The organism is Streptomyces sp. NPDC016851, from assembly GCF_055562795.1.
This window is the reverse complement of sequence record NZ_JBVHEP010000011.1, coordinates 121,855-139,424: the sequence shown is the minus strand read 5'-3', so window position 1 is coordinate 139,424 and position 17,570 is coordinate 121,855. Positions and strand designations below refer to the sequence as shown.

Sequence of the window (17,570 nt, the reverse complement as noted above, 5' to 3'; positions counted from 1 at the left end):
GGCTCACAGGGGTGCCGAGTGTGCGCCCGGCGTGAGCCGGTACCTTGCTGGGAAGGCCACTGCGGGGAGAAGCACATGACCGATCCGACGACCACAGACGAGGACGCCCTTCGTCCGCTCCCGGCGGACGGGAAGCCCTCGGGCGGGCCCGGCCGGCTCCTGGGTGCCGTCATGGGCGATCTCAGGGCCGTGGACGGCGCGCTGTACGCGGCGGTGGCCGCCACTCCCACGCCCACGCTCGACCGGACGCTGCGCCATCTGTCGCACGCGGCCGACCACTCGAAGATCTCGTTCGCCATCGCCGCGGCCCTGGCGCTGGGCGGGAAACGGCCGAGGAGGGCCGCGTTCGCCGGCGTCGGGGCGATCGCCGTGGCCTCGGCCTCCGCGAATCTGCTCGGCAAGCGCCTGGTGCGCCGGGCCCGGCCGGACCGGGAGGCGGCCCGCGTGACGGTGGACCGGCACGTTCCGATGCCGACGTCGGCCTCGTTCCCGTCGGGGCACACGGCATCGGCGGTCGCGTTCGCCACCGCCGTCGGCGTGGTCCTGCCGCCCGCCGCGGTGCCGCTCGGGGCACTGGCGAGCGCCGTCGGCTACTCCCGTATCCACACGGGCGTGCACTATCCGGGTGACGTGGCCGCGGGCGCGGTCCTCGGCATCGCGAGCGCCGCGGCGGCCCTGGCGGCGGCAGCGGCGGCGGCCACACCGTCGGAGCGGACGCAGGCGCTCCTCACCGCGGCCCGCTCCTGGCCCCGGATCGGCATCGGCGCGGCCGTACGGCAGTGAGGCCGCGGGCCTGTTCATCAGCATCGCGCGCCTCGGTGGCCCCAGCGGCGGCAGCGGCAGCCGCCACTCCGTCGCCACCATTCCGTGAGAGCGGACCGAGGCGCTCCTCAGCGACCGGCCCGTTCCTGGCCGCGGATCGGCATCGGCGCCGCCGTACGGCAGTGAGGCCGCGGCTCACCGTCGTACGGCAGTTAGGCCGCGCGGGCGGGTTCATCGGCCCCTCGGCCGCGTTGCGCAGCCCGGCGAAACGGGGTACCGCTGCGCCCACCCGTGGGCGGGCCAGCGGCGCGACTGCCCGCACCTGAGCGGGACCGGCGGCCCACAGCGCGCCCCGGCTCCCGGCCAGTCATCGGCCACCCGGCCCCCGGCTAGTCCAAAAGCACTGCAGCGGACCGGCGTACGTCGACGGCGGTGAGCGCCAGGGCCAGCGGGCCCGGGGTCAGGAAGGCCAGGGGCAGCAGCATCCAGGCGCACAGCGCGGCCGTCGCCACGGCGAGCAGGACCAGTCCGCTGCCGCCCGCGTCCGCCACGGCGTCCCGGGCCGCCCCGCGCACCGCCGCACGCCAGTCGGTGAGCGACTCGGGGCGGGCGCAGGCCCGCAGGCCGACGACCGCCGCGCAGGCGCCGATGGCGGCTGCGGCCACCGCGAACAGCGGCGCGCCGGGCAGCCCCGCCCCGGCCAGCGCCAGGTCGGCCGCGAGCAGCAACAGACCCGCCAGCGCGGCGGCTCCCGCCAACAGGTCACCGGCGCGCAGCCGTTGCCGTAGCAGGAGGAAGTACCTTCCGGCCGTGACGGGTCGGTCCTGTCCGGCGCCTCGGAGTACGGTGCACGCCGTCGACAGCGCGGCCGGTGCCGTCACCAGCGGCAGGCAGGCCACCGACGTGGCGAGGCCGACGCTCAGCACGTCCGCGAACAGCGTCATGCGCGGCCCGAACACCTCACCGGCCTCGCGTGTCCGCATCCCGCTCACCCCTTTACTCCCGAGCTGGCCATGCCCTCCACCAGGAACCGCTGGAAGGCGAGGAAGAACAGCACGATCGGCAGCAGCGCGATCACCGACATCGCGAACATCGGGCCGAACGCGGAGGTGCTGGAGGCGTCCACGAAGGAGCGCAGCGCGAGGGTCAGCGTGAACTTGTCCGGGTCGAACAGGTAGATGAGCTGGGTGAAGAAGTCGTTCCAGGTCCAGATGAACGTGAAGATGGCGGTGGTGATCAGGGCCGGCCGGGTGAGCGGCAGCACGACCTGGAAGAAGCTGCGGAAGGGTCCGCAGCCGTCGATCCGCGCAGCCTCCTCCAGTTCGCGCGGCAGGCCGCGCATGAACTGGACGATGAGGAAGACGAAGAACGCCTCGGTGGCGAGGAACTTCGGCAGGATCAGCGGCCAGTAGGTGTTCACCAGGCCGAGCTGGTTGAAGATGATGTACTGCGGGATCAGCACGGCGTGGTGCGGCAGCATGATCGTGGCGATCATGAAGGCGAACAGCGGGCCGCGCAACCGGAACCTGAGGCGTGCGAAGGCGTAGGCGGCAAGCGAGCAGCTGATGACGTTGCCGAGGACCGCGCCGCCGGCGATCAGCAGCGAGTTGCCGAGCAGCCGCCAGATGGAGACGTCGTTGACGCCCTCCATGGCGGTGGAGTAGTTCGACCACTCCAGGTGACCGGGCAGCAGGTTGAGGCTCGCGATGACCTCGTCGGCGGGCTTGAGCGAGGTGGCGAGCAGCCAGGCCAGCGGGTACAGCATGACCAGCAGGGCGGCCAGGCAGCCCAGGTGGACGGCGACCCGCCCCCAGCGGACGGGCTTGTGGGAAACGGCGGTCGAGGTCATCGGTCCCCCTCGGAGGCGTAGAAGACCCAGGAGCGGGAGGTGCGGAACAGCACCGCCGTGACCACACCGATCACGAGGAGCAGCACCCAGGCCATGGCGGAGGCGTAGCCCATGTGGGAGGCGACGAAGCCGCGGTCGTAGAGGTACATGGTGTAGACGAGGGTCGAGTCGGCCGGCCCGCCCTTGCCCGCGCTGACCGCGAAAGCGGGCGTGAACACCTGGAAGGCCTGGATGGTCTGGAGGACCAGGTTGAAGAACAGCACCGGGGACAGCATCGGCACGGTGACGGACAGGAACTGCCGCCACTTCCCGGCCCCGTCGACCGCCGCCGCCTCGTACAGCTCGGCCGGTATCTGCTGGAGACCGGCGAGGAAGATGACCATCGGCGCGCCGAACTGCCACACCGTCAGCAGCGCGACGGCGAGCAGCGACCAGCCGGGCTTGTTGACCCAGCCGCCGGTGCCGAGCAGGTTGTCCACCGTGCCGCCGTCGTTGAAGACCGCCCGCCAGACCAGGGCGATGGACATCGACGCGCCGAGCAGCGAGGGCGCGTAGAAGGCGGAGCGGTAGAAGGCCTTGCCGCGCTTCATGCCCTTGAGCGCGAGCGCCACGACGAGGGCGAGCGCGAGTTGCAGGGGCACGGCGATGACGACGTACGTCACCGTCGTCACGACCGAGCGCCAGTAGCGCGGGTCCTCGGTGAACATCTGCACGTAGTTGCGCAGGCCCACCCACTTCGGCGGGTTGAACAGGTCGTAGTCGGTGAACGACAGATACAGCGACACGGCCATCGGCAGCAGGGTCAGGACGATCGCGCCGAGGACCCAGGGCGAGAGGAACACCCAGGCGGCGCCCTCGCGTTCGCGCTTGGGCCGGCGCTTCGGGGCGGCGGCGGGGACGCGTTTGGTCTCCGTGGGGATCGCGGTGGTGGTCATGACCTCAGCTCCGCCTTCGCCTCGGTGATGTAGTTCTCGGCCGCCTCGCGGGGCGACATGCGCGCGTAGGACACCTGGTCGTAGTCGCGCTGGAAGGTGCTCTGGAGGGCGTTGTCGCCCGCCGGCGGTGCCTGGGGCGGGTCCTTGAGCTTGCCCTCCAGGGACGCCTGGAAGTCGGCGATGGTCTTGTCGAAGTCCTTGAGCTGCGGGCCGATCTCGTCGCGGATCCGCTCGTTGACGGGGATGCCGCGGCTCGCACCGAGGATCTTCGCGGCCTGCCGGTCGTTGACCAGGAAGTCGACGAGCTGTGCCGCCTCCTTCGGATGGGCGGTGTTCGCGGAGACTCCGACGAACATGGACGGCTTGAAGTACTGGCCGGGTGTGCCGTCCTCACCGGACGGCATGGGGGCGAGCGCGACGCCGCCCTTGACGAGGGCGAGGAAGCCGCTGGCCGGGGCGTCCCAGTTGGCGTCGGTGACGGAGGTGCCACGCCCCAGCGGGGTGTTCTCGACGGAGCCGTCGAGCTGGGTGGTCTGCTCGGCGGGCGAGACGGCGCCCTCGCGGCGCAGCTTGTCGGTGAAGGTCCACCAGCGGGTGAGGTCGTCGGCGGTGAAGCCGAGCCCGCCGTCCTCGGTGTAGAGGGCCTTGCCCTGCCCGCGCAGCCAGACCTCGAAGGCGTCCTCGCTCTGCCCGGGGTCGGTCGCCCCGGGCTTGCCGGTCTTCTTCGCCAGGGCGCGCATGGTGTCGGCCCACTGGCTCCAGGACCAGCTCTTGCCGGGGAGGGGCACGCCCGACTTCTTCCAGGTCCCGACGTCGTAGGCGACGGTCTCGGTGCCGCGGCCCTGCGGGATCGCGTACTGGACGTCGTCCACGCGGCCGGTGGCGAGCAGGCCCTGGTCGATCTCGGAGGTGCGCAGTACGGCTTTCTGCTTCGCCAGGTCGAGCAGGACGCCGCCGGAGGCGTACTGGTCGATCTGGCGGTAGTCCAGCTGCATCACGTCCGGGGCGTCACCGCCGGCGGCCTGGGTGGCGAGCTTCTGTTTGTAGGCGTCGTAGCCGGAGAACGACGTCGTCACGTCGACGTCGGGGTGCTGTTTCTCGAACAGCGCGACGGCCTGCTCGGTGCGTTCCGCGCGGTCGGGGTTGCCCCACCACGTGTAGCGCAGCACGACCTTGCCGCCGCCGGCCGATTCCCCGGATCCTCCGCAGCCCGCCAGCACGGCACACAGTGCCAGTGCGGCGGCCGACGCGCAGAACCCCTTTGTCCTGTGTCCGGGCATGCCGAGGTCACCTCTCTTCTCCTCGGAGTTCGGTTGAGGCCCCCCTCGTTGGTGCGGTTACTCCCCCTGGTACGGCAGCGTCGTCCCCGGCAGGTTGTACTCGTCCCGCCGGCCGCACATGCCGAAGCCGCCGAGCCGGGTGGGCGCGGCCTCGTAGGCGGTGGCCTCACCCAGGTAGGCGGGTTCGCCGTCGGCCAGGGCGTCGAGCTGGGCGCCGGTGCGTTCGGCGGTGGCCAGGGCGCCCGCCCTCCACAGGGCGCGCCAGGTGGGCACCTTCTCGCGCACGATGCGGGCGGCGGCCCGCTGGAACTCCAGGTACGGGCCGTTGTCGCCGGCGACGAGCGCCTCGCGCAGGGCCAGGTAGCCCTCCACGGCCAGGTCGCGGCGGCGCTGTGCGGCCGCAGCCGTCTCCGGCCCCGTGCCGGGCGGCAGGGTCGCCGCGGCGGCGTACTTCTCCGGGTCGGCGAGCACCTCGGGCGGGAAGGTGAACACGGCGTCCCCGGCCTCGGGCAGGCCGCTGTTCTGCATCAGCACAGTGATGCGCAGATCGCCGCCCTGCACCATGCGGTGCACGGTGCCCGGCGTGAACCAGGCGATGGAGCCGGCCTCGAGGGGGATGTCCCGGTAGCCGTCGGGGCTCAGCGTCTGGACCGCGCCCCGGCCGCCGGTGACGACGTACGCCTCGGTGCAGACCAGGTGCAGGTGCGGGCTGCCGCCGCAGACGCCGTCGGCGGCCTCCCAGTCGTAGGCGCTCAGATGGGACAGCCCGATCGCGCCGGGCAGCGGGTGCGGCAGGGCGGGCTTGGCGTCGTTCACCACGGCAGGCCCTCCAGGTGTGTGCCGACCCGGTCGCGGTCCCAGGCGCCGTCGGCGACGACGAGCCGGTAGCGGAAGGCGAAGGACTCGCCCGGCGGGAGTTCGAACTCCTCGAAGAACGCCCAGGAGAAGGCGACCGTCGGGAAGGGCTCGGAGCGGACGAACCAGTGCGACTCGTGGATCGCGGACGTCTCGTCGAGGTTCTCGGGCGCGTGCGCGAAGACGAGGGTGGAGTGGCCGTCGACGTCGTCGTGCTCGGTGGTGAAGGCGAGCCAGGGGCCCTGGGTGCCCATGAGCTTGCCCGCGTCGGCGTCGGTGTCCGGGGCGAAGACCGTGCCGCCGGTGAAGTCGCGCGGGCCGCGCCACTGGAGTCCGGTGTAGCCGGCCATCTCGCGGCCGGCGGTGGTCGGGGAACCGAAGGCCAGCGGCTCGGCACGGACGTTGGTGAGGCGGATCGACCAGTCCAGGGCCCAGGCGCCGGCCTCCTCGTCCACCGAGTGGACGGTCAGCCCCCGCACCTCTCGCGCCCATTCCTCGCCGCCGTTCTCGACCCAGGTGAGCTCCTCGGTGAAGGCGAGGCGGTCGTCCTCGACCGTGAACTCCGGGAAGCCGTCGTGCCGCATGGAGCCGACGCGCTCGGGCTGGCGCAGATAGCCCTGGCCGTGGACGTAGCAGTTGCCGCCCCAGAAGTTCTGGCCGGACAGATGGCTGGACGTCATCTGCAGGCCCTTGTGCCAGCGGTGGTCGTTCGGCCGGTAGCCGGTGACCGTGCGGCCGGACAGGGTGCGCACCGGGTGGGCGTACGGCTTGCGGGACTCGAAGGGGTCCGGGTCGGGGCGATAGACGTAGCGGAGGATCTCCGTGCCGTTCGCCGCCGTGACGGCGATGTCCTCGCCGTGGGTGTGGGTGACGCGGATGCTCATGCGCGCTCCTTGGGGGCCCAGTCGGGGTACTCGCCGTGCATGGCCTCGTAGAAGGGGTCGCCGGGTCCGATCTCGCCCGCGTGCACGGAGCGTCCGGTGAACGCGGCCTTGTACAGGGCGGCGGCGAACTCCAGGGTGACGCGGGCGTCCTGGCCGCTGCCCGGTGGCCGGGTGCCGTTGTCGTAGGCGTCGAGGAGGGCGCCCAGCTGGGCGGTGTGCGAGCTGGGCACGTCGTTCGAGGGGGTCCGCCAGGCGATGGCGCGGTCGGAGGCGACGTGCGGGGCCGGGGTGTAGACCCAGCTGTCGTTGGAGTGGCCGTACAGGTGGGTGAGTTCGACCGTGGCGTCCGCGCAGTCGATGCGGATACGGCTCACCTCGTCCGGGGACAGCACACTGTTGACGACGGTGGCGAGGGCGCCGCTCCTGAACCGGACCAGGGCGGTGGAGACGTCCTCGCTCTCGGTGTCGTGGACGAGCCGGGCGGCCATGGCCCGGATCTCCTCCCACTCGCCGAGCAGGTGCAGCAGCAGGTCGTACTGGTGGATGCCGTGGCCCATGGTCGGCCCGCCGCCCTCGCTGGCCCACTTCCCGCGCCACGGCACGGCGTAGTAGGCGGCGTCCCGGTGCCAGGTGGTCTGGCAGTGCGCCACCAGCGGGGCGCCCAGCTCGCCGCTCGTGATCAGCTCGCGGGCGTGCACGGCGCCGGAGCCGTAGCGGTGCTGGAAGACGACCGCCGCGTACGCCCCGGAGGCCTCCTCCGCGGCGGCGATCTCGTCGTACTCGGCGAGCGACAGGGTGAGCGGCTTCTCGCACAGCACCCAGGCACCGGCCTTGAGCGCGGCCACCGTCTGGTCGCGGTGCAGGGAGGGCGGCGTCCCGATGAGGACCAGATCGGGGCGGACGGCGTCCAGCATCGCGTCCACCGAGGTGTACCCGGCGACCTGGTCTCCGGCCAGCTCACGGAAGGCGTCGAGGCGCTCCTGGTCGACGTCGACGGCGGCGACCAGTTCCACCCGGTCGGAATGGGCCCGCAGCGCCGGCAGATGACTGCCGCTGACGATCGCTCCGGTGCCGACGACGGCCACGCGGCGGCGGGCGGGGGACAAGGACATGCGGCGCTCCTCGGACGGCCGGCGGACACACGCTTGGGAAGCACTTTTGAAAGCACTGCGAACAGCACCTTGGAAAGCGCTTGCATCCGGTAGCCGACCCTAGGCGTGAGCGAATGTCTGGACAACCCCCCTGCAGCGACCTGCACAAGGTCTTCCCGGGCATTCTCCCAGCTCGGGGGTGAGATTGGGGTTGTTGTCACCACCATGGAAAGCCGCGTACCCCACGTTTCGATGGTGGTGTTTACCCCACCACGAACCGGGCTGCCAGCCGGAGTGATCGAACCGCGGCCCGTCCCTAGCGTTCTGTCGCACCGCGCCCTCGTCTCCGGCATGTCCCTGCCAGTCCCGAGGGGGCATCGGCGACAGAAAGGACATCCACCCGTGTTATCCCGCTTCCCGGGAACCGCGAGAAGAGCAGCCCTGGCCCTGACGGCCGCCGCCCTCGCCGTGACCGCACTGCCCGCCACGGCCGGGGCGAGTCCCGGCTCCGACCCCCTCGCCCGCTACCACCACCAGCGCCTCACCTGGAAGAGCTGTGTCCTCGGACCGGACGACACGACCGGCAAGGAACTGGAGCAGGCGGGCGCCCGCTGCGCCGACGTGACCGTCCCGCTGGACTACGCGGACCCCGGCGGCCGTACGATCACCGTCGCGATCTCCCGGATCCCCGCCACCGACACCGACCGCCGCGTCGGCCCGCTGCTGCTCAACGGCGGCGGACCCGGCGGGCAGTCCCTCGGCGACCCGCCGTGGGTGCGCAAGGCGATGAAGGACGTCGCCGCCCGGTACGACGTGGTCGGCGTGGATCCCCGTTTCGTCGGCCGCAGCTCACCGCTGGACTGCCACTGGCCGACCGGCTCGGCGTGGCGCGGGGCGGGTGAGGGCCGGGCCGGATTCGACCGCGTGGCCGCGTTCTCGAAGGACCTCGCCGAGCGCTGCCGCACCCACGCGGGCGATGTCCTCCCCCACGCCACCACCCGTAACACCGCGCGCGACATGGACGTCGTCCGGGCCGCGCTGGGCGAGCGGCGGATCTCCTACCTCGGCTACTCGTACGGCAGTTACCTCGGCGAGGTGTACACCACGATGTTCCCCGGCCGGACCGACCGGGTCGTCCTGGACGGTGTGATCGACCCGGACCGGTACGGGCCAAGGCTGCTCCGGGGCGTCGAGCAGGCCAACCGCCGCGCGCTGGAGGGCTGGGCCTCCTGGGCGGCCGCCCGCGAGGCGACATACGCCCTGGGCCGCACACGGGGCGAGGTGCTGGCGACCGTGGACCGTGTCCGCAAGGCCGCGGCCCGCACGCCGCTGCGGCTCGGTGACCACCGGCTGGACGAGCACGTGATGCCGATCGTCGCCTTCAACGGCCTGTCGCAGCACAACGACGCCGCCTACGGGGACTTCGCGCAGGGCGTCCGGGACATGCTGCGGGCGTCGCGGGGGCAGCGGGTCACGCCGTCACCGTGGCTCGCCGGGGTGCTCGAGTTCGTCCTCACGGACACCGACTCCCACTACGGAAGCGTGCAGACGGCGATCCTGTGCGGCGACGGCCCCGCTCCGCGCGACCCGGAGGTGTACTGGCGCGACGTGCAGCGCACCCGGGCCGAGGACCCGCTGTTCGCGCCCGTCACGCACAACCTCAACCCGTGCACGTTCTGGGACCGGCCGCGCGAGCGTCCGACCGCGATCCGGGACGACCTGCCGGCCCTGCTGGTCAACGCCACCGGCGACCCGCGCACCGACTACGACGGTGCCCGGGCGGTCCGCGGCATGTGGCCCTCCTCGCGGCTGATCACCGTAACGGGCGCCGACCAGCACGCGGTGTACGGCGTCTACGGCGTGCCGTGCGTCGACAACACGGTCAACGCGTACCTCGCCACGGGCCGTCTGCCGGCCCGGGACGTGAGCTGCGCCGCGCCCGCCCGGTGAGCAGGGGGCTCGTGGCATCTGCCCGGTGAGCAGAGGGCTCGCGGCGTCCGCGCCTCGAGCCCTCCCGCCACCCCTGTGGTCCGGTGACCACAAAGACCAGAACCTCCGTTGGTTCCGCAAGAGAGACAGCCCGTCGGCGCCGGTGCACCATGTGGCCCACGTCACCCTCCCCCACAGGGCCTTCCCTACCCGCAACGACGTACCGACAGGTGGTGGCACACGTGCGCCTGCGCACCCCCCTCGCCCTGCTCGGGGCCGCCGTGCTCGTGCTCGTCGGACCGCCGCTGCTGACCACCGGCAGCGGCTCCGAGACCGGCACACAGATCCCGGGCCTGCGTTTCATGGTCCCCAACACGCCCGGCGGAGGCTACGACATCACGGCCCGCACGGCCGCGAAGAACGCCGAGGACGCCGAACTGACCCACAACATCGAGGTGTTCAACCTGCCCGGCGCCGGCGGCACGGTCGGACTGAGCCGGCTGGTGAGCGAGCACGGCAACGGCAAGCTCGCCATGTCCATGGGCCTCGGGGTCGTGGGCGCCGTCCGCTCCAACGACGCGCCGAAGACGCTCGGCGACACCACGCCGATCGCCCGGCTCACCGAGGAGCAGGACGTCGTCGTGGTCGCCAAGGACTCGCCGTACAAGACGATCGACGATCTCATCGGCGCCTGGAAGGAGAACCCGGGCAAGCTCCCGGTGGGCGGCGGCTCCTCGCCCGGCGGGCCCGACCACCTCGCGCCGATGCTGATGGCGCGGGCCGCCGGGATCCCCCCGAAGCGGGTCAACTACATCCCGTTCGACGGCGGCGGCGAACTGCTCGCGTCGATCCTCGGCAACAAGGTCGCCTTCGGCGTGTCCGGCGTCGGCGAGTACCTCGACCAGATCAAGGCGGGCGAGCTGCGGCTCCTCGCGGTCACCGGCCCCGAGCGCGTCGATGGGCTGGACGCGCCCACCTTGAAGGAGGCCGGGTACGACGTGAACTTCACCAACTGGCGCGGCATCGTCGCCCCGCCCGGCCTGACCGACAAAGAGCGCGACAAGCTCGTACGGCTGCTCGAGGAACTGCACGGTTCGGACGAATGGCGCAAGTCCCTGAAGCAGAACGGCTGGGACGACGCCTTCCTCACCGGGGAGAAGTTCGGCGCGTTCCTCGACGCCGAGGACAAGCGCGTGGTTTCGGTGTTGAAGGAGCTGGGACTGTGACGACGCAGACCACCGACATTCCCCCCGCGGAGCGCGGGGAGCGGCGCTCGTGGCTGCAGGAGCACTCCGAACTCGGCGTGTGCGTACTGCTGCTGGTGCTGGGCGTGCTCGTCCTGACGGACGCGCTCACCATGGACGTCGACATCGCCCAGCGCGGGCCGGTGGGCCCCAAGACCGTGCCTGTCGTGGTCGGCGCCGGCCTGCTGGTGATCGCCGCCCTGCTCGCCGTGGACGTGCTGCGCGGCGGCCGGGGCCAGGCCGAGACCGGCGAGGACGTCGACCTGTCGGAACCCGCCGACTGGCGCACGGTGCTGCTGCTCGCCGGGGTGTTCCTCGGCTCGGCCGTCCTGATCGAGCCGCTCGGCTTTCCCGTCGCGGGCGCGCTGCTGTTCTGGGGTGCGGCGTTCGCGCTCGGCAGCCGCAGGATCGACCGCGATCCGCTCATCGCGGCCGGGCTGTCCCTCGTCACCTACGTCGTCTTCAACAACCTGCTCGGAGTGCCCCTGCCCGGCGGTCCGCTGATGGGAGTGCTGTGACATGGACGCCTTCAACTCCCTTCTGGACGGCTTCGGTACGGCCCTCACCCCGGTCAACCTGCTCTGGGCCGTCATCGGCGTGCTGCTCGGCACGGCCATCGGCGTGCTGCCCGGCATCGGCCCGGCGATGGCGGTCGCACTGCTGCTGCCGGTGACGTACGGGCTCGAACCGACCGGCGCGTTCATCATGTTCGCCGGCATCTACTACGGCGCGATGTTCGGCGGCTCCACCACCTCCATCCTGCTCAACACGCCCGGCGAGAGCGCGGCGGTGGTGGCGGCCATGGAGGGCAACCCCATGGCCAAGTCCGGGCGCGGCGCGCAGGCCCTGGCGGCGGCCGCCGTCGGGCACTTCGCGGGCGGCCTGATCGGCACGATCCTGCTGGTGGCGCTCGCCCCGACGGTCGCCAAGCTGGCCGTGGACATCGGCGCGCCGGACTACTTCGCCATCATGGTGCTGGCGTTCATCGCGGTGACGTCGGTGCTGGGCTCGTCCCGCATCCGGGGCCTGGCCTCCCTGCTCATCGGCCTCACGCTGGGCCTGGTGGGCCTGGACCAGATGACCGGCCAGCAGCGCCTGACCTTCGGCTCGCTCCAACTGGCGGACGGCATCGACGTGGTGATCGTCGCGGTCGGTCTGTTCGCGATCGGCGAGGCCCTGTGGGTGGCGGCGCACCTGCGGCGCAGCCCGCCGGAGCCGATCCCGGTGGGGCGCCCGTGGCTGGGGCGCGGGGATGTGAACCGGACCTGGAAGTCGTGGCTGCGCGGCCCGTTCATCGGGTTCCCGTTCGGCGCGATCCCGGCGGGCGGCGCGGAGATCCCGACCTTCCTGTCGTACGTGACGGAGAAGCGCCTGTCGAAGCACAAGGACGAGTGGGGCAAGGGCGCCATCGAGGGCGTGGCCGGTCCGGAGTCGGCGGCGTCGGCCTCGGCGGCGGGCACGCTGGTGTCGATGCTGACCCTGGGCCTGCCGACCACGGCGGTCGCGGCCGTGATGCTGGCGGCCTTCCAGCAGTACGGCATCCAGCCCGGCCCGCTGCTCTTCGAGCGCGAACCCGACCTGGTGTGGGGCCTGATCGCCTCCCTCTTCGTCGGCATGGTGCTGCTGCTCGCGCTCAACCTGCCGCTGGCGCCGCTGTGGGCGAAGCTGCTGCGCATTCCGCGCCCGTACCTCTACGCCGGGATCATGTTCTTCGCGGCGGTCGGCGCGTACGCGGTCGGCGGTGAGGTGATCGACCTGGTGATCCTGCTGATCATCGGCCTGATCGGCTTCGGCATGCGCCGCTACGGCCTGCCGGTGCTGCCCGCCGTCATCGGCGTGATCCTCGGCCCGAACGCCGAGCAGCAGCTGCGGCGCGCGCTCCAGATCAGTGACGGCAGTGTGTCGGGGCTGTTCAACACGCCGTTCGCGGTGACGGTGTACGCGGTGATCGTGCTGCTGCTGGTCTGGCCGCTGGTGAGGAAGGCGGTGACGCGGGGCCGCGCCGCGGCCTGACCCGGTCATCGCGGCACCCGTTCCCGGGTGCCGTCCGGGAAGCGGATCTCCACCTCGCCGGTCGCGGCGACCCGTACGCGCGGTCCTGAACCCCACGCGTGCGGGTCGCCGTTCGTCTCCGGGTCGGCGCTCAGCACGACGAGGGTCACCAGGAGGTGGGTGCCGCCCGGGTGGGCGGGCAGGGTGAGGTACGGGGTCGCCGAGTGGTGGCCGCAGGCATTGGTGCCGCCCGCGTGTGCCACCGCCGTCCCGGCGCCCTGCCACCCGTACAGGCCGACGAGCATGCTGGTCAGGCCGTCCGCGCGGCGGGCCAGCGCCCAGCCGGGGCCGGTCGACGCGACCGGCGGCGCGCTGTCGTCGGCGACGGCCCAGCCCCCTTCGCGCACGGGTGTGCCGGGCGGCGCGTCGACGCGGTGCACACGCACCTCCCAGGGGCCGTGCACCACGCTGACCGTCGCGATGCGGTGACCTTCGTCGCTGCCCGGGAGCACCGCCCGATGCCAGGAGGCGGCCCGCCTGCCCTCGACGCCGAGCGGGTGGATACGGCCGCGCGGGCTGGGCGTGCCGTCGGGGGCGAGCAGGGCGATGTGGTTGTCAGGAGCTCGGTCGGCCGGTGTCTCGGGCGCCGTCGCACTGGAATAGGCGAGTCGGGCGTAGTGCGGGCTGTCCTCGGCCGTTGCGGGTGGGGGTGGCAGCCGGTCGCTGCCGTGGTTGACGAGCCGGACGATCCCGTCGGCGGCGGTGGAGTGCAGCACCCAGCCCGGTGCCGATAACGCGAGGCGCACGTCGGCCGTCTCCACCGGGCCGGGTTCCTCGGGCGCCGTCCACACGGGGTGGTCGGCGGGCAGGAGCAGGCCGAGGAAGGCTTTGCTCGCCCAGTACGGGGAGGCCGGGCCCGAGTACCGCTGGGTGACGGGGAGGAAGGTCCCGTACCAGCCGAGCGTGAGCAGCCCCCGGGCGTCGGGCACGCCGCGCTCGGCGAAGTGCTTCAGCGCGCCGGAGGCGAGGCGGCGGGTGCGGCCGGGCGGCAGCGGGGTGGCGTCGGCGAGGACACCCGCCCACAGGGGGGCCGCCGTCGCGAACCGGTAGGTGAGCGAACGGCCTTGGTGGACGGGTGCGCCGTCGGCGCCGAAGAAGTGCTGGTGGTCGTGGAGGAACGACCGCAGGCGTCTTTGGTGTTCGGCCACCAGCCGGGGGTCGGCGCGCGGCCCCGCGATACGGGCCCACAGGACCGGATAGAGGTGCAGCGCCCAGGCGTTGTAGTAGTCGAACTTGCGGCCGTCGCCGTCGGTGTACCAGCCGTCGCCCCGGTACCAGTCCTCCAGGCGTGCGAGGCCGGCGTCGATCTCGATGCGGCTGTGCGGGGCACCGACGGAGGCGAGGAACTCCTCGGTGATGACCTGGAACAGCCGCCAGTTGGAGTCGTTGACCACTGCTCCGACGAAGCCGCCCAGCCAGTCGGCGACCCGCTGCCGTACCCGGTCGTCGAGCCGGTCCCAGATCCACGGGCGCGTCTCGTGCAGGGCGATCGCGAGGGACGCGGCCTCGACCATGGGCTGGGAGCGGTCGGTGATGGGCGGCCAGCGGTCGGGGCCGTGCGGGTCGGTGCCGGCCGCGAGCCCGGCCGCGTACCGCTCGATCAGGCCGGACACGCCCTGCCCGCCCGAACCGGCGATGCGGAACGCGGCCAGCAGGAAGGACCGGGCGAACCCTTCGAGACCGTCCGACCAGGGCCCGGAGTGGCTGGGCGGGCCGGGCAGCCGGTACTGGGCCAGGCCCGGGGAGGCGTAGGGCGTCAGGGCGTCGAGGAGGCGGTCGGCGATCGCCTCCCAGTGGGCGCGGGTCCAGCCGGTGAGGGGCGAGGTCAGCGGGTCGGGGGGTGGCAGGTGGGGCAGGTTGGGGAGGTGCGTCGGGTCGGGGAGCGACACGTGCGGCGCGCTCATGCGGGTGCGGTTCCTCCGTTGGTCACAGGGCACGCCCGGGCGGGGGCGCGCCGACGCTGTCGCGTACGACGATGTGGGTGCCGAGCAGATGGTGGGCCCCGGCGGCGTGCTCGGGGTCGCGCAGCGCGATGCGCACGGCGGCGCGCCCGAGTTCCTCCGCGGGGGTGCGGACGGTGGTGAGGGGCGGGTTGAAGTCCTCCGCGAGCGGGATGTCGTTGTAGCCGACGACGGAGATGTCGCCGGGGACGCGCAGTCCGGCGTCGGCGATGGCACGCAGGGCGCCGGCGGCCACCATGTCGTCCCCGGCGAAGACGGCGGTGAACTCCCTTGTGGATTTGAGGAGTTCGGTCATCGCGCGGTGGCCGGCGGCCCGGCCCAGGCCGCAGTCGACGACGTGTGCGGCTTCGGGCGGCAGCCCGTGCGCGGCCAGGGCGGCCCGGTAACCGGCGACGCGGGCGTCGAGGGCGGTGTTGCCGGGCAGCCCGCCGAGGAAGACGATCCTGCGGTGGCCGGCCGACAGCAGGTGGGCGGTGACGGCGCGGGCCCCGGCCTCGTTGTCGAACTCGACGACGAGCGCCGGGATGTCCGGGTCGGGCGCGGGACGGCCGCAGAGCACCAGCCGGGCTCCGGAGGAGTCGAGGGCGTGGGCGTAGTGGGCGACGCGCTCGCGGTAGGCGTCGTCCTCGACGACCCCGCCGACCAGGATCACCAGCCGGGCGCCCTCCTCCCGCATGAGCTGCACGAACTCCATCTCGCGCTGCGCGTTCCCGCCGGTGGCGCCGACCACGCAGAGCCAGCCGCGGTCGGCGGCCTCCGCCTCCACGCCCTCGGCGACCTGGGCGTAGAAGGGGCTGGTGACCTGGCGGACCACGACGGCGGCCATCTTGCGGCCGCCGCCGACCAGGGCGCGGGCGTGCGCGTTGGCCACGTAGTCGAGGTCGCGGGCCGCGCGCAGGACCCGGGCCCGGGTCGCCGGGGGCACCGGGTGGTTGCCGCTGAGCGCGCGGGAGGCGGTGGCCGTCGACACGCCCGCCCGCTCGGCGACCTCGCGGATCGTGACCCGTCCCTTGGACACCATGTCGTTCCCCATCCCCCGCGTCTCCTCTTCGGCCCACCGCTGCTCAGGTGTTGGCCGCGTAGTCCTTGGCGTATTCCTCGGCCATTCTGTCGCCGCCCCGGCTCCGCCACTTCTTCACGGCCGCGTCCCACTCGGACATGGGCAGGCGCCCGGCGATGATCCCGGTGATCGTGTCGTCCAGGAAGGTCTTGAGGGTGGCGCCCTGGGAGTTGTTCGTCGCGGACTGGAGCCCGAAGGAGGCGTCGCGGATGGCGTGCGGTACGACCTTCCGCTGCCAGGAGTGCAGGGCGCGCACGGCGTCGGGCATGCCGGGCACGAACAGCACCTGGGGGCCTTCGGCGAGGTACTTCAGCGGCAGGTTGGTGTTGTTCTCGACCTCGCCGAGCTTGGTGGGTTCGGGCGAGCCGTCCTTGCCGCGGGTGAAGTGGACGCCCTCGACGCCGTAGTGGACGAGTTCCCACTCCTGACTGCCGAAGGGCGCGGCGAGGTAGTCGAGGATGCGCAGCAGCAGCTCGATGCGCTCCTTCTTGGCCTGCTTGAGGACGGTGTAGCCGAAGGAACGACGGGCGGCGACGATGCCGCCGGGCTCGCCGCCGACGCTGTACGGCAGGGCCGCGGCGGGGCTCATCTTGCCCTTGGACTCACGGTACTTGGGCAGGTAGGCGCCGAACCCGTCCTGCATGGAGCCGACGGTGCCGTTGTAGTAGAGGGTCGTCAGGTCGATCTGGGAGATGGACGTGGCGTCAGGGTGGTAGGAGCCGTTCTTGCGCAGCTGGGCCTGGAAGGCGATCGACGCCTTGTAGCGCTCGTCGGCGGCGGCCGGCAGGAAGGTGCCGTCCTTGGTGACGGCCCAGCGCTGGGGGGCGTTGTGGGCGGCGGAGTGGTAGGCGTTGCCGAACAGGGAGCCGTTGGCGGCGCCGAGCATGTACGTCCGGCCGCGGGTGCCCCGCCGGGCCACGGCGGTGAAGTCCTCAGCCGTCCAGCCCTCCTTCATGCCCGCGTCGGCGAACATGTCCTGGTTGATCCAGAGGGTGGAGCCGGGCAGCGGGCGCTCCAGCGGGATGCCGTAGATGCGGCCGCCGATGCGGCCCATGTCGCGCCAGGCGTGGGTGGGGATGTTGGCCAGGTTGGGGTAGTCGGCGATCGCGTCGCCCGACAAGTACGGCGTGAGGTCCTGGGCGCGGCGCTGCACGAACTGCGCCTCACGGGGCAGGGTGAAGCCGGCGAACATGTTGATGATGTCGGGCAGGGCGTCGGCGTCGCCGGCCATGACCGTCGCCATCTTCTTCTGGTAGTCGGCCTGGGAGATGATCGTGTACTCGATCTTCACGCCGAGGGCCTTCTCGACGGCCGCCCAGAAGCGGTTCTGCGAGGCGGGCTTGGGCGGGGTGCCGAAGGAGACGGTCATGACGCGGACGGTGGAGCCGTCGCCCGGGGTGCGGGGGACGGACTTGACCAGGTCGGACGGGTAGGTGGTGTAGCCGGCCTGGACACCGGCGCCGGTGGGGGCCAGGTCGGGCTTGGGCCCGGAAGCGGGCCGGTAGGCGGGCCAGGGGGCGAGCTTCTTGCCCGCGTTGGAGACGTCGCCGTCCCCGGAGTCCGAGGAGGAGCAGGCGGTCAGCAGACCGGGGACGGAGACGGCGGCACCGCCCACTGCCATGGAGCGCAGGAGGGTGCGTCGGGACATGCGGGGCATGGGTGAATCAC

General features: G+C 72.4%; 15 protein-coding genes. 5 read left to right on the top strand and 10 right to left on the bottom strand.

The genetic code is table 11. The annotated features are described in order from the left end of the window. The first annotated feature begins 75 nt into the window (after window positions 1-75). Window positions 76-783, top strand: a complete 708-nt coding sequence (locus ACZ3I3_RS19555) for a phosphatase PAP2 family protein (protein ID WP_467366662.1) — start codon at window positions 76-78, stop codon at window positions 781-783. Between the two features lie 368 nt (window positions 784-1,151). On the opposite strand, the gene ACZ3I3_RS19550 is transcribed toward ACZ3I3_RS19555, so the two are convergent. From ACZ3I3_RS19550 to ACZ3I3_RS19520, 7 genes are read right to left on the bottom strand one after another with little or no spacing between them, the layout of a single operon-like run. Continuing rightward, window positions 1,152-1,745 (bottom strand): hypothetical protein, encoded by a 594-nt coding sequence (locus ACZ3I3_RS19550; RefSeq protein ID WP_467366660.1) that lies wholly within the window; start codon window positions 1,743-1,745, stop codon window positions 1,152-1,154. A 5-nt stretch (window positions 1,746-1,750) separates the two neighbouring features. After that, window positions 1,751-2,611 (bottom strand): carbohydrate ABC transporter permease, encoded by an 861-nt coding sequence (locus ACZ3I3_RS19545; RefSeq protein ID WP_467366658.1) that lies wholly within the window; start codon window positions 2,609-2,611, stop codon window positions 1,751-1,753. Continuing rightward, entirely contained in the window at window positions 2,608-3,546 is a 939-nt protein-coding gene (locus ACZ3I3_RS19540; RefSeq protein ID WP_020276668.1) for a carbohydrate ABC transporter permease, read from the bottom strand. The genes ACZ3I3_RS19545 and ACZ3I3_RS19540 overlap by 4 nt, the downstream gene beginning before the upstream one ends. Next, entirely contained in the window at window positions 3,543-4,826 is a 1,284-nt protein-coding gene (locus ACZ3I3_RS19535; protein WP_467366655.1) for an ABC transporter substrate-binding protein, read from the bottom strand. The genes ACZ3I3_RS19540 and ACZ3I3_RS19535 overlap by 4 nt, the downstream gene beginning before the upstream one ends. Before the next feature lie 57 nt (window positions 4,827-4,883). After that, a complete protein-coding gene (locus ACZ3I3_RS19530; protein ID WP_467366653.1) occupies window positions 4,884-5,645 on the bottom strand; it encodes a cupin domain-containing protein in 762 nt (253 codons plus the stop codon). Continuing rightward, window positions 5,639-6,565, bottom strand: a complete 927-nt coding sequence (locus ACZ3I3_RS19525) for a DUF6807 domain-containing protein (RefSeq protein WP_467366651.1) — start codon at window positions 6,563-6,565, stop codon at window positions 5,639-5,641. The genes ACZ3I3_RS19530 and ACZ3I3_RS19525 overlap by 7 nt, the downstream gene beginning before the upstream one ends. After that, complete coding sequence (locus ACZ3I3_RS19520; RefSeq protein ID WP_467366649.1) at window positions 6,562-7,677, bottom strand: Gfo/Idh/MocA family protein; 1,116 nt, start codon at window positions 7,675-7,677, stop codon at window positions 6,562-6,564. Before ACZ3I3_RS19520 ends, ACZ3I3_RS19525 begins: the two co-directional genes overlap by 4 nt. Window positions 7,678-8,007: 330 nt before the next feature. Between ACZ3I3_RS19520 and ACZ3I3_RS19515 the strand changes: the two genes are divergently transcribed. The 4 genes from ACZ3I3_RS19515 (at window position 8,008) to ACZ3I3_RS19500 (ending at window position 12,842) form a co-directional block, all read left to right on the top strand. After that, a complete protein-coding gene (locus tag ACZ3I3_RS19515) occupies window positions 8,008-9,606 on the top strand; it encodes an alpha/beta hydrolase (RefSeq protein WP_467366648.1) in 1,599 nt (532 codons plus the stop codon). Window positions 9,607-9,827: 221 nt separating this feature from the next. After that, the gene (locus ACZ3I3_RS19510) at window positions 9,828-10,811 is read left to right on the top strand and encodes a Bug family tripartite tricarboxylate transporter substrate binding protein (RefSeq protein WP_467366933.1); all 984 of its coding nucleotides are present in this window, start codon (window positions 9,828-9,830) and stop codon (window positions 10,809-10,811) included. Beyond that, window positions 10,808-11,347, top strand: a complete 540-nt coding sequence (locus tag ACZ3I3_RS19505) for a tripartite tricarboxylate transporter TctB family protein (protein WP_467366646.1) — start codon at window positions 10,808-10,810, stop codon at window positions 11,345-11,347. The genes ACZ3I3_RS19510 and ACZ3I3_RS19505 overlap by 4 nt, the downstream gene beginning before the upstream one ends. A gap of 1 nt (window position 11,348) precedes the next feature. After that, window positions 11,349-12,842: a tripartite tricarboxylate transporter permease gene (locus tag ACZ3I3_RS19500; RefSeq protein ID WP_467366644.1), complete on the top strand. Its 1,494-nt coding sequence runs from the start codon at window positions 11,349-11,351 to the stop codon at window positions 12,840-12,842. A gap of 5 nt (window positions 12,843-12,847) precedes the next feature. On the opposite strand, the gene ACZ3I3_RS19495 is transcribed toward ACZ3I3_RS19500, so the two are convergent. The 3 genes from ACZ3I3_RS19495 to ACZ3I3_RS19485 are packed head-to-tail and all read right to left on the bottom strand — an operon-like array spanning window position 12,848 to window position 17,559. Continuing rightward, window positions 12,848-14,785, bottom strand: a complete 1,938-nt coding sequence (locus tag ACZ3I3_RS19495; protein ID WP_467366643.1) for a DUF2264 domain-containing protein — start codon at window positions 14,783-14,785, stop codon at window positions 12,848-12,850. A 22-nt stretch (window positions 14,786-14,807) separates the two neighbouring features. Beyond that, complete coding sequence (locus ACZ3I3_RS19490; RefSeq protein ID WP_467366641.1) at window positions 14,808-15,875, bottom strand: LacI family DNA-binding transcriptional regulator; 1,068 nt, start codon at window positions 15,873-15,875, stop codon at window positions 14,808-14,810. A 31-nt stretch (window positions 15,876-15,906) separates the two neighbouring features. Continuing rightward, window positions 15,907-17,559 carry an extracellular solute-binding protein gene (locus ACZ3I3_RS19485; protein ID WP_467366639.1) on the bottom strand — a complete coding sequence of 551 codons (1,653 nt, stop codon included), beginning with the start codon at window positions 17,557-17,559 and terminating at the stop codon, window positions 15,907-15,909. Between the last annotated feature and the right edge of the window lie 11 nt (window positions 17,560-17,570).

What these genes read in the sequence shown, in the direction of transcription:
- ACZ3I3_RS19490 (WP_467366641.1), bottom strand. Translation starts at nt 15,875, where the DNA reads ATGGGGAACGACATGGTGTCCAAGGGACGGGTCACGATCCGCGAGGTC.
- ACZ3I3_RS19525 (WP_467366651.1), bottom strand. Translation starts at nt 6,565, where the DNA reads ATGAGCATCCGCGTCACCCACACCCACGGCGAGGACATCGCCGTCACG.
- ACZ3I3_RS19485 (WP_467366639.1), bottom strand. Translation starts at nt 17,559, where the DNA reads ATGCCCCGCATGTCCCGACGCACCCTCCTGCGCTCCATGGCAGTGGGC.
- ACZ3I3_RS19545 (WP_467366658.1), bottom strand. Translation starts at nt 2,611, where the DNA reads ATGACCTCGACCGCCGTTTCCCACAAGCCCGTCCGCTGGGGGCGGGTC.
- ACZ3I3_RS19550 (WP_467366660.1), bottom strand. Translation starts at nt 1,745, where the DNA reads ATGCGGACACGCGAGGCCGGTGAGGTGTTCGGGCCGCGCATGACGCTG.
- ACZ3I3_RS19540 (WP_020276668.1), bottom strand. Translation starts at nt 3,546, where the DNA reads ATGACCACCACCGCGATCCCCACGGAGACCAAACGCGTCCCCGCCGCC.
- ACZ3I3_RS19495 (WP_467366643.1), bottom strand. Translation starts at nt 14,785, where the DNA reads ATGAGCGCGCCGCACGTGTCGCTCCCCGACCCGACGCACCTCCCCAAC.
- ACZ3I3_RS19535 (WP_467366655.1), bottom strand. Translation starts at nt 4,826, where the DNA reads ATGCCCGGACACAGGACAAAGGGGTTCTGCGCGTCGGCCGCCGCACTG.
- ACZ3I3_RS19515 (WP_467366648.1), top strand. Translation starts at nt 8,008, where the DNA reads ATGTCCCTGCCAGTCCCGAGGGGGCATCGGCGACAGAAAGGACATCCA.
- ACZ3I3_RS19555 (WP_467366662.1), top strand. Translation starts at nt 76, where the DNA reads ATGACCGATCCGACGACCACAGACGAGGACGCCCTTCGTCCGCTCCCG.
- ACZ3I3_RS19500 (WP_467366644.1), top strand. Translation starts at nt 11,349, where the DNA reads ATGGACGCCTTCAACTCCCTTCTGGACGGCTTCGGTACGGCCCTCACC.
- ACZ3I3_RS19520 (WP_467366649.1), bottom strand. Translation starts at nt 7,677, where the DNA reads ATGTCCTTGTCCCCCGCCCGCCGCCGCGTGGCCGTCGTCGGCACCGGA.